Here is a 14,514-nt window from a genome sequence, read left to right as displayed (position 1 = left end):
AGAGGATTCCGGCGTCGTGTCCCGCGCCCGTACCGAGAACGGGGACGTCCCCGGGCCCGCCCTTGGCCAGGATCCTGCCGATCTCGTGGCGCAGGACCCCTCACAGTCTGCTGCCCGCCTTCTCGCCGGCCAGGGTCAGGGCCACCGCCTCCTCGTAGCGGCGCAGGAGCAGGGAGGTCAGTTCGGGAGCTGTTCCCAGGACGTTCGCCAGGGCGTCCGCGGAGCCCGCGCCGGAGGCGATCCGGTCGGGCAGGCGGCCCGGGGCGATGACGTACGGGGCGACGGCCACCCGCCGGGCGCCCGCAGCGCGCAGCGCGCGTACCGCCTCGTCCACGCCGGGCGGGGCGGCCGACGCGTACGCGGGCCGTACCGCGAACCAGCCCGCCGCGCGCTCCCACTCCCGGGCGACGCCCTCGATCACGGCCGTCGCCCGGGGGTCGGACGAGCCCGCCGCGGCCAGCACCACCCCGGTGGACGCCCGGTCGCGCACCCCCGCCTCGTACAGCCGCCGTTCCAGCGCCGCCGTCAGTTGCGGTGCCGGGCCGAGCACCGCGGCCTGACGCAACGTCAACTGCGGTAGGCGGGACGCGGCTTCGTGGAGGACCGCAGGGATGTCGGTCCGGGCGTGGAAGGCGTGCGTCAGCAGCAGGGGGAGCGCGATCACCTCCCGTACGCCCTCCGAGGCGAGCCGTTCCAGCACCCGCGGCACGCTCGGCACGCAGAAGTCCAGGTAGCCCACCTCGACCCGAAGCGCCGGGCGGGCCGCGGCCAGCCGGTCCCGGAGCGCGGTGACCGTCGCCGCGTGCCGGGGATCGCGGCTGCCGTGGGCCACGAGGAGCAGGACCATGGCCCCGGCCCTACCGGCCCGTCGGGGCCAGGCCGCGGCTGCGCAGCACCCGTCGCTCCAGCGGGCTGAAGACGATCAGGTCGATCGCGATGCCGACGAACAGGATCAGGATGATGCCGAGCAGTACGCCCGGCATGTCGGAGTCGGTGCGGGCGTTCTCCAGGTACTGCCCGAGGCCGAGCCCCAGGTCCGGCGAGGAGGCGATGAGTTCGGCGGCCATCAGCGAGCGCCAGGAGAACGCCCAGCCCTGCTTGAGCCCGGCGATGTAGCCGGGCAGCGCGGCGGGCAGCAGGATGTGCCACGCTCCGCGGGCCCCGGTGGCGCCGAGGGTGCGGCCCGCGCGCAGATACAGCGGCGGCACCTGGTCGATGCCGGAGACCAGCCCGTTGGCGATCGACGGCACGGCGCCCAGCAGGATCACCGCGTACATCGCCGAGTCCGTGATGCCCAGCCAGATCACCGCCGCGGGCACCCAGGCCACCGACGGCAGCGACTGCAGCCCGGACAGGATCGGGCCGAGGGCCGCGCGGACGAACCGCACCCGGGCGACCAGCAGCCCGAGCGGCGTGCCGATCGCGAGCGCGGCGAGGAAGCCGAGCAGGCCGCGGGAGACGCTGGTCCAGATGATGTCGAAGAGTGTTCCCCGCCGCCACAGTTCGCCGAGGCTGCGCCAGACCGCCGACGGGTCGGGCAGCTTGTAGTCGGCCGTGACGTGCGCGAGGACCAGGACCTTCCAGACCACGAGCACGAACACCACCGCGACGACGGGCGGCAGCACCTTCCGCAGCAGGACCTGGGTGAACGGGGTGCGCTCGACCCGTACCGAGTCCAGGGCGTCGAGCCCCGCCTCCAGGCCGGCCAGGTCGTTCGCCCCCGCGGGCGGGGCGGGATCAGTGCTCGTGGCCATGGCGGCGGATCTCCCCACGCAGTTCTTCGGTGATCTCTACGGAAAGCTCGGCGACGGCCGTGTCCTCGATGCGCCGCGGCTGCGGGATGCCGACGGCCCACTCGCGCGCCACCCGGCCGGGCCGGGACGACAGCAGCACCACCCGCTCGCCGAGCCGCACGGCCTCACGGACGTTGTGGGTGACGAACAGCACCGACAGCCGCGTCTCGGACCAGATACGGGTCAGCTCGTGGTGGAGCACGTCCCGGGTGATGGCGTCGAGCGCGGCGAACGGCTCGTCCATCAGCAGCAGCCTGCTGTCCTGCGCGAGCGCCCTGGCGAGCGCGACCCGCTGCCGCATGCCGCCCGACAGCTCGTGCACCCGCTTGCCGTACGCGTCGCCGAGCCGTACGAGCTCCAGCAGCCGCTCCGCCTCCGGGCGGCGCTCCGCCCTCGGCAACCCGCGCAGCCGCAGGGCCAGTTCGATGTTGCGGCCCGCGGTCAGCCACGGGAACAGCGCGTGCTCCTGGAACATCAGCGCGGGGCGGCCGCCGGGCACCTCGATGGTGCCCGCGGTCGGCCGGTCGAGACCGGCCACCAGGTTCAGCAGCGTCGACTTGCCGCAGCCGGACGCCCCCAGGAGGCAGACGAACTCGCCGGGGCGCACCTCCAGGGTGATGTCGTCCAGCACGGGCTGTGCCGCGCCGGGACGGCCGAAGCTCTTGTGGACGTGATCGATCCGGACGGCCGCCGGTATGTCGTCCCCGACGACGGCCGTACCGGAATGGTCAGAAGTCAGTGCCGGGGTCATCCGGCCACCTCCTGGGTCTGGCGGCTGTGCGTGACGTGCATGACGGCTACTCGCTACTGCTTGCCCAGCTTCGCGGCGTCGACCGCCTGCTCGCCCTGGGCGGCCAGCACCTTGTTGAGCAGGGTCAGGTCGTAGATACCGGACAGGTCGGGCTTCTCCAGCAGCCCGGCCTTGACGGCGTGGTCCGCCTCCGCCCGCAGCGTCGCGGCCAGCGGGTCGTCGGTGACCTCGATGCCCTTCCAGGCCGGGTCGATGACGTCCGCGGGCAGCGCCTTGCCGGAGAGCTGCTTGAGCGCCGCGTTCGCCGCGTCCCTGGCCTTGTCCGGGTTGGCCTTGATCCAGGCGTTCGTCTTCACCGAGCCGCGCAGCACGGCCTCGACGACGTCCGGGTGCCGGTCGAGGAACTTCTGCGAAACGATCACATTGGTAATGACGAATTTCTTGTCCGGCCACAGCGTGGCCTCGTCCAGCAGCACCTTGCCGCCCTCGGAGACCAGCTTCGAGGCCGTCGGCTCGGGCACCCAGGCGCCGTCCACCGAGCCGGACTTGAAGGCGTCCGGGGTCACCTTGTTGTCCGTGCGGACGACGGACACGTCGCCCTTGCCGGTCTGCGGATCGACCTTCCAGCCCTTCTCGGCGATCCAGTTGAGGAAGGCGACGTCCTGGGTGTTGCCCTTCTGCGGCGTCGCGATCCGCTTCCCCTTGACGTCGTCGAGGGAGGAGATCTTCTTGGGGTCGACGACCAGCTTGACCCCGCCGGAGGCCGAACCGGAGATGATCCGCAGGCTCTTGCCCTTGGACTTGGTATAGCCGTTGACGGCCGGGGACGGGCCGATCCAGCCGATGTCGATGGAGCCCGCGTTGAGCGCCTCGATCTCGGACGGGCCCGCGTTGAAGGTCGTCGAGCGGAGCCTGGTGCCGCCGAGCTCCTTCTGGATGATCCCCTCGTGCTCGCCGACCAGCGGCGTGGCGTGGGTGATGTTCGGGAAGTAGCCGATCCTGACGGTGTCGGCGGAGAGCGCCCCGCCCTTGGCCGTGGCGTTCTTGTCGTCGGCGCTCGCGGAGTTCCCGGAGTCCTTCTCCGAGCCGTAGCCACAGGCGCCGAGCGCGCCGATCAGCAGGGGGACGGCGGCAGCGGCCACGGCGAGGCGGCGGGCGGCGGCAGGCACGAGGGCGGTTCCTCTCGACGGTCCGGGCGTACGTCTAGGGCGCGCCGGGCAGCGGTGCAATGGGACTTCGGGTACGGGGGAGCGGTGGGGGCACGGTCATCGGGCGGCACATCGGCCGATGCCGCCGCGGCCCGCGCCGAACGCCTCCCCGGCCATCCCGGCGGTCAGCGTCGTGCCGTCGGCCGGGTCGACGAGCAGGAAGGAGCCGGTGCGCCGGGAGTCGGCGTAGGCGTCCAGCGCGAGCGGTTCGGCGGTGCGCAGGACGACCCGGCCGATGTCGTTCGCGGCCAGTTGCCCCGGCCCGGGGTGCTGGGAGAGATCGTCGAGGGCGAGCCGGGAGGGGATGTCCTTGACGACGGCCTTGACGGTACGGGTGGTGTGCTTGAGGAGGACGCGCTGGCCGACCGCGAGGGGCCGGTCGGCGACGTGGCAGACGGTGGCCTCGACGTCCCGGGTGACGGCGGGCGCGCCCGCCGTGGGCACGACGATGTCGCCGCGCGAGACGTCGACGTCGTCGGCGAGGGTGACGGTCACGGACTGGGGCGCCCACGCGACGTCGACGCCGCGGCCCAGGGCGTCGATCCCGGCGATCGTGCTCGTACGGCCCGAGGGCAGCACGGTCACCGGCTCGCCGACGCGCAGCACACCGGAGGCGATCTGGCCCGCGTAGCCCCGGAAGTCCCGGTGCTCGGCGGACTGCGGCCGGATCACGTACTGCACGGGGAAGCGGGCCGGGTCGCGGGTGGGGTCCGCGACGACGGGCACGGTCTCCAGGTGTTCGAGGACGGTCGGGCCGCCGTACCAGCTCATGTGCGCGGACGGCTCCACGACGTTGTCCCCGGCGAGCGCGGAGACGGGGATCGCGGTCACGTCGGGCACGCCGAGGGACGCGGCGTAGGACGTGAACTCGGCGGCGATCGCGGCGAAGACGGGCTCGGCGTAGTCGACGAGGTCCATCTTGTTGACGGCCAGGACGACGTGCGGGACGCGCAGCAGCGCGGCGACGGCGGCGTGCCGGCGGGTCTGCTCGACCACCCCGTTGCGGGCGTCGACCAGGACCACGGCCAGCTCGGCCGTCGACGCGCCGGTCACCATGTTCCGCGTGTACTGCACGTGCCCCGGCGTGTCCGCCAGGACGAACCGCCGCCGCGCGGTGGCGAAGTAGCGGTACGCCACGTCGATGGTGATGCCCTGCTCCCGCTCCGCCCGCAGCCCGTCGGTCAGCAGCGCCAGGTCCGGCGCCTCCTGGCCGCGCCGCAGCGAGGCGTCCTCGACAGCGGCCAGCTGGTCGGCCAGCACGGACTTGGAGTCGTGCAGCAGCCGGCCGACCAGCGTGGACTTGCCGTCGTCCACGGAACCGGCGGTCGCGAACCGCAGCAGCGAGGTGGCGGCCATGGCCGTGTCGGTCATGGGATCGATCACTGTCATGGCTAGAAGTACCCCTCGCGCTTACGGTCTTCCATCGCGGCTTCCGACAGCTTGTCGTCGGCCCGCGTCGCGCCCCGTTCGGTCAGCCGGGACGCGGCGATCTCGGTGATGACGGCCTCGATGGACGTGGCGTCCGAATCGACGGCCCCGGTGCAGGACATGTCGCCCACCGTGCGGTACCGCACCAGGCGTCTCTCCGGCTGTTCCGTGCCCCGGGGGCCGCCCCAGTCCCCGGCCGCCAGCCACATGCCGTTCCGCCGGAAGACCTCGCGCTCGTGGGCGAAGTAGATGTCCGGCAGCTCGATCTTCTCGCGGGCGATGTACTGCCACACGTCCAGCTCGGTCCAGTTGGACAGCGGGAACACGCGGACGTGCTCGCCGGGGGAGTGCCGGCCGTTGTAGAGCTGCCACAGTTCCGGGCGCTGGCGGCGCGGGTCCCAGCCGCCGAACTCGTCGCGCAGGGAGAACACGCGCTCCTTGGCGCGCGCCTTCTCCTCGTCCCGGCGGCCGCCGCCGAAGACCGCGTCGAAGCGGTGCCGTTCGATCGCGTCCAGCAGCGGGACCGTCTGGAGCGGGTTGCGGGTGCCGTCCGGGCGCTCCCGCAGCCTGCCGTCGTTGATGAACTCCTGCACCGAGGCGACGTGCAGCCGCAGCCCGTGCGCGGCCACGGCCCGGTCGCGGTACTCCAGCACTTCGGGGAAGTTGTGCCCGGTGTCCACGTGCAGCAGGGAGAACGGCACCGGCGCGGGCGCGAACGCCTTCAGCGCGAGGTGCAGCATCACGATGGAGTCCTTGCCGCCGGAGAACAGGATCACCGGCCGCTCGAACTCGCCCGCCACCTCGCGGACGATGTGCACCGCCTCGGACTCCAGCGCGTCCAGGTGCGACAGGGCGTAAGGGTTGTCGTCGCTCATATCAGTCCCCTCTCGCTCAGCAGCGCGTGCAGCGCGGCGGCCGACTCCTCGACGCCCTGCTCGTGCGCCCGGATGCGGAGGTCCGGGTCGGCCGGCTCCTCGTACGGGTCGTCGACGCCCGTCAGCCCGGTGAGTTCACCGGCGGCCTGCTTCGCGTACAGGCCCTTGACGTCCCGTACGGAGCACACCTCCACCGGCGTCGCCACGTGCACCTCCACATACCCGGTGTCCCGCTCCCGGTGGTGCTTGCGGACGGCCTCCCGCGCATCCGCGTACGGCGCGATGACGGGCACCAGGACCGTCACCCCGTGCGCGGCGAGCAGTTGGGCGACGAAACCGATCCGCCGCACATTGGTGTCCCGGTCCGCCCGGGAGAAGCCCAGCCCGGCGGAGAGGAACTCGCGTATCTCGTCGCCGTCCAGCACCTCCACCCGGTGTCCCTCGGCGCGCAGCCGCCCCGCGAGCGCGCGGGCGATCGTCGTCTTGCCCGCGCTCGGCAGGCCGGTGAGCCAGACCGTGGCCCCGTTCATCACTTGCTCCCCGTGTCGAGTCATCCGTGCAGCCCGCACTCCGTCTTGGCGCGCCCGGCCCAGCGGCCGCCGCGCGCGTCCTCCCCGGCCGCGACCCTGCGGGTGCAGGGCGCGCAGCCGACGGAGGCGTAGCCGTCCATCAGCAACGGGTTGGTGAGCACGCCGTGTTCGGCGACGTACCGGTCCACGTCCTGCTGCGTCCAGCGGGCGATCGGCGAGATCTTCACCTTGCCGCGCCGCTCGTCCCAGCCGACGACCGGGGTGTCCGCCCGGGTCGGCGACTCGTCGCGGCGCAGCCCGGTGGCCCAGGCGTCGTAGGCGCCCAGACCGGCCGCCAGCGGGGCTACCTTCCGCAGCGCGCAGCACAGGTCGGGGTCGCGGTCGTGCAGCGCGGGCCCGTGCTCGGCGTCCTGTTCGGCGACGCTGCGGTCCGGGGTCAGCGTGACGACGTTGACGTCCATGACCGCCGCCACCGCGTCCCGGGTGCCGATGGTCTCCGGGAAGTGGTAGCCGGTGTCGAGGAAGACGACGTCGACGCCCGGCCGGACGCGGGAGGCGAGGTGGGCGACCACCGCGTCCTCCATGGACGAGGTGACGCAGAACCGCGCGCCGAACGTGTCCGCGGCCCAGCGCAGGATGTCGGACGCCGAGGCGTCCTCCAGTTCGCGGCCCGCCCGTTCGGCGAGTTCGCGGAGTTCCGTTCCGGTGCTCATGGCGTGCTGTCGCCCCCTTCGCGATGTCCGGGCGTGAGGCCCTTGGCCAGCAGCCCGAGGAACGAGAGCCGGAACGCGCGGTTGCACGTTCCGCATTCCCACGCGCCGTGGCCCTCCTCGGAGGGGCGCAGGTCCTCGTCCCCGCAGTAGGGGCAGTGGAAGGGGGCGGCCCGCTCGCTCATGACAGGTCCTTCTCGGCGGCGCGGGCGACCCAGGTCGCGAACCGCTCGTCGTCCGCGCGCTGTTCGGCGAACCGGGTGAGGACGCGCTCGACGTAGTCGGGGAGTTCGGCGGAGGTGACCTTGAGGCCGCGGACCTTGCGGCCGAAGCCCGCCCGCAGCCCCAGCGCGCCGCCCAGGTGGACCTGGAAGCCCTCGACCTGGTTGCCGTCCGCGTCGAGCACCAGCTGGCCCTTGAGGCCGATGTCGGCGGTCTGGATGCGGGCGCAGGCGTTGGGGCAGCCGTTGACGTTGATGGTGACCGGCTCCTCGAAGTCCGGCATCCGGCGCTCCAGTTCGTCGATGAGCGAGGCGCCGCGCGCCTTCGTCTCCACGATGGCGAGCTTGCAGAACTCGATGCCGGTGCAGGCCATCGTTCCGCGCCGGAAGGGGGACGGCCGGACCTGGAGGTCCAGCGCCTCCAGCCCGGCGACGAGGGAGTCCACCTTGTCCGCGGTCACGTCGAGGATCAGCATCTTCTGCTCGACGGTGGTGCGCAGCCGGTCGCTGCCGTGCGCGCCCGCCAGTTCGGCGATCTTGGCGAGGGTGGTGCCGTCCACCCGGCCGACGCGCGGCGCGAAGCCCACGTAGAACCGGCCGTCCCGCTGCGGGTGCACGCCCACGTGGTCGCGCCAGCGCGAGACGGGCTCGCCGGGCGGGGGGCCGTCGAGGAGCGCGCGGCCCAGGTACTCCTCCTCCAGGATCCGGCGGAACTCCTCCGGACCCCAGTCGGCCATCAGGAACTTGAGCCGGGCGCGGGTGCGCAGCCTGCGGTAGCCGTAGTCGCGGAAGATGCCGACGACCCCGGCCCACACGTCCGCGACCTCGTTCACGGGCACCCAGGCACCGAGCCGTTCGGCCAGCCGCGGGTTGGTGGACAGCCCGCCGCCGACCCATACGTCGAAGCCCGGCCCGTGCTCGGGGTGCTCCACGCCGACGAAGGCGATGTCGTTGATCTCGTGCACGACGTCCTGGACGGGCGAGCCGGACACCGCGGTCTTGAACTTCCGCGGCAGGTTGGAGAATTCCTTGCTGCCGATGTAGCGGTCGTGGATCTCGTCCACCGCGGGCGTGCCGTCGACGATCTCGTCCGCGGCTATGCCCGCGACGGGCGAGCCGATGATCACGCGGGGGCAGTCCCCGCACGCCTCGGTGGTGGACAGGCCGACGGCCTCCAGCTTCTCCCAGATGGCCGGCACGTCCTCGATACGGACCCAGTGCAGCTGGATGTTCTGCCGGTCGGTGATGTCGGCGGTGCCGCGCGCGTACTGCTCGGACACCTCGCCGATGGCGCGCAGTTGGGCGACGGTGAGCCGCCCGCCGTCGATCCGCACCCGCATCATGAAGTACTTGTCGTCCAGCTCCTCCGGCGCCAGGACCGCGGTCTTTCCACCGTCGATCCCGGGCTTGCGCTGGGTGTACAGCCCCCACCAGCGCATCCGCCCGCGCAGATCGCTGGGGTCGATCGAGTCGAAGCCCGCTTTCGCGTAAATCGTCTCGATGCGTGTCCGCACATTGAGACCGTCGTCGTCCTTCTTGAACTGCTCATTGGCGTTGAGCGGGGTGAAGTGGCCGACGGCCCACTGGCCCTCGCCGCGGTGGCGGCCGGCCTTGCGGCGGGACGTGGCAGCGGCCGGTGGTTCCGAGGTGGCAGCCATGGCGATCTGTCCTTCTGGGGTGGCGCTCGGGGCGCGAACGGCGGCACAACGGCCCGACGACACTGTCGGGCCGCGCTGACCTGCGCGTATGGCGAAATGACCCCGGGGCGCCGAGCGAGCGGCGCGGGCGGGGGGAAAGGGGAGGAACGGTGCTGCGGAGGCGGTGCCGAGGCGGTGCTGAGCCGGTCAGCCCGCCGGACAGATGGCGCTGGACATGCGGCCCAGGTCGACGTGGCGTCGACTCACCAAGGCAACTCCGGCGCGAGACATGACGGAAGGGTGGCATGGCGCTCTCGGAGCAGTCCACCGTTGTCCGCATGGCGGACGTATTTGTATTGCGATGCGGGATGGCGTGCCGCCTGCGGGCCTGTTGCCGCCTGCGGCGGGGGCGGCCTGCGGCCGCGTCCTCAAACGCCGGACGGGCTGATTTTGCCGGCGTAGTCCGCAGCCTGCGGGCCGCAAGTCTGTGGGCCGTAGGTCAAAGAGCCACGGTCCGCAAATCAGCCCGTCCGGCGTTTGAGGACACCGCGCGGAGCGCGGTCGGGGGTCTGGGGGTCTCCCCCAGTTCGGGAAGGGGCGGGGCTGGGGAAGAAGAAAAGACGGCCCGCAGCGGATCAGGCGCCCCCGGCGGAGCCGAACGCCCCCGGCCACGGCCCCGGGGAGACAGCGAGCGGCTCGTCCGCGACCGCGGTGTCGAAGACCCGGAACCCCCGCCGCTCGTAATTGGCCAGCGCGAAAGGCCCGTCCAGGGAGCACGTATGCACCCACACCCGCTTCGTCGGCGCCAGCCCGGACCACCGCTCGGCGAGGTCCCACGCCCGCGCTGTCCCGTACGCCAGCAGATGGCCGCCGATCCGGCGTCCCCGGAAGGCCGCCAGCAGCCCGAAGTAGCTGATCTCGACCGTGCCCTCGCCCTGCGCGTCCAGCTCGATGTAACCGGCCGGGGTGCCGTGGACGTACGCCACCCACGTCTCCACCCCGGGCCGCTCCAGGAACGTCCGCCACTGCTCGTGCGTCCAGCCCAGCCTGTCCGTCCAGGTGTTGTCGCCACCGACGGCCGTGTAGAGGAAACGGCTGAACTCGGGCGAGGGCACTTCGGACCGGACGATCCGGACACCGGACGAGGCCTCGGGGCCGGGCGTGGGGACCAGGTCGGCCGACGCGGTCTGCTCCAGGGACCAGGTGGTCACGGCGACGGTGTCGTTGCTCATGCCACCCACCCAATCACGCGCCTCCCGGCGACCCCGTGCCGGCCCGGCGCGCCGCCACCACGGCCGGGGCCGCCGAGCCCGGCAGTAACTCGCGCGCGTCGTCCGGGAGCAGCAGCCGGACGTCGATGCCGTCGGCGAAACGGTACGGGCGGTGGTCGAGCACCCCGCCCAGGGTGCGCCGCATCCGCGACATCTCCGCCCGTACCGTCACCGTGCGCGACGGGTCGTCGAACAGGTCGGCCGCCAGCTCCGCCGCCGACCGCCCCACCGGGTACAGGGCCAGGACGTACAGCAGCTCCGCGTGGCGGGGGCTCAGCTCCTGCGCCCACTCGCCCGCGGCGCCGGAGACCGTCACCGTCCAGCCGCGGGCCCGCCGCAGATCCAGCGCCACCCGGTGGGGCGCCGCCTCGCGCGGCACCTCCTCCAGCCGCACCAGCCAGCCGTCCGGCAGGGGTTCGAGCGAGCACAGCCCGAGCGACGGCAGCCACACCAGCCCCGCCTGCACGGCCTTCGGCAGCGACACCCGGCCGACGGGCACCGTGCCGGTCACCGCGGCGATCCAGCCCTCCCGGTCGACGGCCAGCGCCCGGCCGCCGACGCGTGACAGCATCGGCGCGGCCACCGCCCGCAGCCGCTCCACGGACTCCCAGTGCCGGGCGCGCAGTTCCCCCTCTGCCACCTTGGCGACGGCGGTCACCAGGGGCAGCGTCGCCGGGTTGAACACGGGCGCGGGACCGCTGACGTTCACCACGCCCAGCAGCCGCCCGTCGCGCGGGTCGTGCAGGGGCGCCGCCGCGCACGTCCAGGCGTGGTGGGTCCGTACGAAGTGCTCCGCCGAGTGCACCTGCACCGGGCGGCGCTCCACCAGGGCCGTGCCGATGCCGTTGGTGCCCACCGTCTCCTCGGTCCACGCGGCGCCCACCAGGAACTCCAGCCGGTCGGCGCTGCGGATCGCCGCCCGGCTGCCCTCCCGCCACAGCACCCGGCCCTCGTCGTCCGCGACGACCATCAGCTGCCGTTCCGTGTCCACGAAGCCGCCCAGCCCCTCGCGGAACTGCGGCAGCAGCCCGCCCAGCCGCGAGGCGTGCCGCCGGTGCTCGACCTCCTCGACCGGCAGCGGGGGCGGAACCGGGCGGCCGTGGTCCGGGTCGAGGCCGTGCAGCCGCACCCGTCGCCAGGACTGCCCGATCACCGGGCGGGGCGGCACGGGCGGTTCGCCGTCACCGAGGCAGGCCTCGTGGACGGCCCGGAGCAGGCGCGCGTCGATCGTTCCCCGGTTCACGTGCCCATGGTGCCGCCGTACGGACCCCCGCGTGGGGGCATCCGGCGTATTGCAACTGCATGCAACCGTTGCGGCCGGGGTCCGTACGGGCGGAAGCTTTCGGTGAGCGGCCGGAGGGTGGTGCCGAGTCGGCGCAGCATCACCCTCCGCCCGGCCCTCCACGTCCCTTCCCCGTACCCCCCGCGGCCCCGCCCGAGCACCGCCCGGCCACCGTGCGAGCCGAGCCTGCCAGGGCCGATACGGTTAGGGGGTGCAGGCAGCAAATGAACGATCGGGGCGGTGGGGCGGCCGCCTCCACAGGGCGAGGGTCCTGTATCGAAATGTCTCGAAACGCAAGATGGCGTGGCTGCTCCTCAAGGACACCGTCAACTCCTGTGTCGAGTACCGCGTCACCGGCCTGGCCGCCGAAGCGGCCTTCTTCACCCTGCTGTCCCTGCCACCCCTGCTGCTCGGGCTCCTCGGGCTTCTCGGCTACCTGGACGACTGGACCGGCACCAACACCATCGGCTCCATCCAGGACCACATCCTCAAGGCATCGGCGACCGTGCTCAGCGACAAGGGCGTCAACGAGATCGCCAAACCGCTGCTCACGGACGTCACCAAGGGCCGCCCCGACGTCATCTCGCTGGGCTTCGCCGTCGCCCTGTGGTCCGGTTCCCGGGCCGTCAACGTCTTCGTCGAGACGATCACCATCATGTACGGGCTGGAGGGCAAGCGCGGCATCGTGCGGACCCGGCTGCTCGCCTTCGTCCTCTACGTCGTCGCCCTCCTCATCGGGGCGGTGGTCCTGCCGCTGATGGTGGCCGGGCCCGACGCGGTGGTGAACGTCGTGCCGTGGAGCGCGGACGCCGTCCGCTTCCTTTACTGGCCCACGGTGATCCTGCTCTCCGTCGCCTTCCTCACCACGCTCTACCACGTGTCCGTACCGGTGCGGTCGCCGTGGGAGGAGGACATCCCGGGCGCGCTCGTCGCCCTCACCATGTGGGTGGTCGGGAGCCTCCTGCTGCGCATCTATCTCACCCACACCGTGGAGGGCCTCACCATCTACGGCTCGCTGGCCGCGCCCGTGGCCGTGCTGCTGTGGATCGGCGTCTCCGCCTTCGCGGTCCTCGTCGGCGCCGCGGTGAACGCCGCGATAGACCGGGTCTGGCCGTCCGTCGCCACGGCGGGCGCCCGCGCGGAGGTCGACCGGCAACGCGCGGCCGCGGCGGCCCGCGAGGCGGCCGAACGGTCCGCCCGCGCCTTCGAGGCGGCCCTGGAGGAGGACCTCGACGAGGAACCGGCGGACGAGGGCGCGGCCGGCCAGGACCGCGAGCCGCCCTCGGAATTCCCCGAGCGCTGGGCCCAGTTCCTCCCCCCGGAGGATGTCCGCTCCCGCATCCAGCGCCCGGAACACCGCCCGAAGCATGCAAAACCCGACTCCCCCGGCAAGCACGCGAAGCCCAACGGGCGGGAGTGACCGCCGGGTCCGCGGGCCCGGGAAAAACCATTGGCGAGCCGCACTCGGGGGTACATACGATCGCTCCGCACACAACGTGCGGAATCAGGAGGTGAGGACCGATGACTGTCACGGCGACGGGCGCTGCCCGCACACGGAAGCAGGTTCACCACGACTCCCTCCTGAAGGACCATCGTCTTGTCCGAGCTCACCGCTCCGCACCCCCTCACCCGCTACGGCTGGGACGAGGGCTTCGCTGACAGCTTCACCCCCCACGCCGCCCAGGGCCTGACGCCCGGCCGGATCGTCCGCGTCGACCGCGGCCGCTGCGACCTCGTCGTCCCCGACGGCGACGGCGTACGCACCGTGCAGGCCGACACGGCGCTCGTCACCACGGGCGACCCCCTGCGCATCATGTGCACCGGCGACTGGGCGGCCGTCGACCTCGCCCAGGGGTTCGTACGGGCGCTGCTGCCACGCCGCACGGCCTTCGTCCGGGCCACCTCCTCCAAACGGTCCGAGGGCCAGATCCTCGCCGCCAACGTCGACCACGCCGTGATCGCCGTCTCCCTGGCCGTCGAGCTCGACCTCGGCAGGGTCGAGCGGTTCCTCGCCCTCGCCTGGGAGAGCGGCGCCGCGCCCCTGGTCGTCCTCACCAAGGCCGATCTGATCACCGACCCGGTGGTTCTCGCCCACCTCGTCGCCGACACGGAGACGGTGGCGCCGGGCGCCCGGGTCCTGGCCGTCAGCTCGGCGACCGGAGAGGGCGTCGACGCCCTCTCCGCGACGCTCGCCGAGGGCACGACCGTGTTCCTGGGGCAGTCCGGCGTCGGCAAGTCCACGCTGGCCAACCTCCTCGTCGGCGAGGACGCCCAGGACGTCCACGCCACCCGGGACAGCGACGGCAAGGGCCGCCACACCACCACGACCCGCAACCTCCTGCCGCTGCCGACCGGAGGCGTCCTCATCGACACCCCCGGCCTGCGCGGGGTGGGCCTGTGGGACGCGGAGGACGGCGTCGCACAGACCTTCCCCGAGATCGACGCCCTCGCGTCCCGCTGCCGCTTCCACGACTGCGGCCACGAGACCGAGCCGGGCTGCGCGGTGCTCGCCGCCCTCGACTCGGGCGAACTGCCGCACCGGCGCCTCGACAGCTACCGCAAGCTGCTCCGCGAGAACCAGTACCTCGCGGCGCGCACCGACGCGCGGCTCCGGGCGGAGATCCGCAAGGACTGGAAGCGGAGGACGGCCGAGGGCCGCGAGATGGGGGCCCGCAAACGGGGCCGCTGACCGCGGCGGGTCCACCGGGGTCCGGGGCGCGCCCCCGGGCCCGGCTGCGGGCCGGTTCGCCGCCTGCGGCGGGGGCGGCCTGCGGCCGCGTCCTCAAACGCCGGACGGGCTGGATTTGC

The 14,514-nt window shown here is 72.8% G+C and carries 14 protein-coding genes; 2 read left to right on the top strand and 12 right to left on the bottom strand.

Going from position 1 to position 14,514, the window contains the following annotated elements; all coding sequences use genetic code 11:
• Positions 1-100: 100 nt before the first annotated feature.
• From ACWD4A_RS33045 to ACWD4A_RS32990, 12 genes are all read right to left on the bottom strand, one after another.
• Positions 101-847: a sirohydrochlorin chelatase gene (locus tag ACWD4A_RS33045; protein ID WP_451199765.1), complete on the bottom strand. Its 747-nt coding sequence runs from the start codon at positions 845-847 to the stop codon at positions 101-103.
• 10 nt (positions 848-857) lie between these two features.
• Positions 858-1,754 (bottom strand): ABC transporter permease, encoded by an 897-nt coding sequence (locus ACWD4A_RS33040; protein WP_451199763.1) that lies wholly within the window; start codon positions 1,752-1,754, stop codon positions 858-860.
• A complete protein-coding gene (locus ACWD4A_RS33035) occupies positions 1,738-2,544 on the bottom strand; it encodes an ABC transporter ATP-binding protein (RefSeq protein WP_451199761.1) in 807 nt (268 codons plus the stop codon). Before ACWD4A_RS33035 ends, ACWD4A_RS33040 begins: the two co-directional genes overlap by 17 nt.
• A 53-nt stretch (positions 2,545-2,597) precedes the next feature.
• On the bottom strand, positions 2,598-3,713 hold the full coding sequence (locus ACWD4A_RS33030) for an aliphatic sulfonate ABC transporter substrate-binding protein (RefSeq protein WP_451199758.1): 1,116 nt from the start codon (positions 3,711-3,713) through the stop codon (positions 2,598-2,600).
• Between the two features lie 96 nt (positions 3,714-3,809).
• Positions 3,810-5,141: a sulfate adenylyltransferase subunit 1 gene (locus ACWD4A_RS33025; RefSeq protein ID WP_451199756.1), complete on the bottom strand. Its 1,332-nt coding sequence runs from the start codon at positions 5,139-5,141 to the stop codon at positions 3,810-3,812.
• A 2-nt stretch (positions 5,142-5,143) separates the two neighbouring features.
• A complete protein-coding gene (gene cysD, locus ACWD4A_RS33020) occupies positions 5,144-6,055 on the bottom strand; it encodes a sulfate adenylyltransferase subunit CysD (protein WP_451199753.1) in 912 nt (303 codons plus the stop codon).
• Positions 6,052-6,585 carry an adenylyl-sulfate kinase gene (gene cysC / locus ACWD4A_RS33015; protein WP_451199751.1) on the bottom strand — a complete coding sequence of 178 codons (534 nt, stop codon included), beginning with the start codon at positions 6,583-6,585 and terminating at the stop codon, positions 6,052-6,054. The genes cysD and cysC overlap by 4 nt, the downstream gene beginning before the upstream one ends.
• A 20-nt stretch (positions 6,586-6,605) precedes the next feature.
• Entirely contained in the window at positions 6,606-7,298 is a 693-nt protein-coding gene (locus tag ACWD4A_RS33010) for a phosphoadenylyl-sulfate reductase (RefSeq protein WP_451199749.1), read from the bottom strand.
• The gene (locus ACWD4A_RS33005; protein ID WP_451199747.1) at positions 7,295-7,480 is read right to left on the bottom strand and encodes a hypothetical protein; all 186 of its coding nucleotides are present in this window, start codon (positions 7,478-7,480) and stop codon (positions 7,295-7,297) included. The genes ACWD4A_RS33010 and ACWD4A_RS33005 overlap by 4 nt, the downstream gene beginning before the upstream one ends.
• Positions 7,477-9,174 carry a nitrite/sulfite reductase gene (locus tag ACWD4A_RS33000; protein WP_451199744.1) on the bottom strand — a complete coding sequence of 566 codons (1,698 nt, stop codon included), beginning with the start codon at positions 9,172-9,174 and terminating at the stop codon, positions 7,477-7,479. Before ACWD4A_RS33000 ends, ACWD4A_RS33005 begins: the two co-directional genes overlap by 4 nt.
• 614 nt (positions 9,175-9,788) lie before the next feature.
• Entirely contained in the window at positions 9,789-10,385 is a 597-nt protein-coding gene (locus ACWD4A_RS32995; protein WP_451199742.1) for a GNAT family N-acetyltransferase, read from the bottom strand.
• A gap of 13 nt (positions 10,386-10,398) precedes the next feature.
• Positions 10,399-11,667 (bottom strand): GAF domain-containing protein, encoded by a 1,269-nt coding sequence (locus ACWD4A_RS32990; protein ID WP_451199740.1) that lies wholly within the window; start codon positions 11,665-11,667, stop codon positions 10,399-10,401.
• A 250-nt stretch (positions 11,668-11,917) separates the two neighbouring features.
• Here ACWD4A_RS32990 and ACWD4A_RS32985 point away from each other — a divergent pair, with 250 nt between their 5' ends.
• Together ACWD4A_RS32985 and rsgA are read left to right on the top strand one after the other, a co-directional pair.
• Positions 11,918-13,126: a YihY/virulence factor BrkB family protein gene (locus ACWD4A_RS32985; protein WP_451199739.1), complete on the top strand. Its 1,209-nt coding sequence runs from the start codon at positions 11,918-11,920 to the stop codon at positions 13,124-13,126.
• Positions 13,127-13,303: 177 nt separating this feature from the next.
• The gene (gene rsgA / locus ACWD4A_RS32980; RefSeq protein ID WP_451199737.1) at positions 13,304-14,395 is read left to right on the top strand and encodes a ribosome small subunit-dependent GTPase A; all 1,092 of its coding nucleotides are present in this window, start codon (positions 13,304-13,306) and stop codon (positions 14,393-14,395) included.
• Positions 14,396-14,514: the final 119 nt, after the last annotated feature.

The sequence above is a fragment of the Streptomyces sp. NPDC002537 genome (assembly GCF_053594975.1).
The sequence above is the reverse complement of the archived record's forward strand: the minus strand, read 5'-3'. Positions and strand labels throughout refer to the sequence as shown.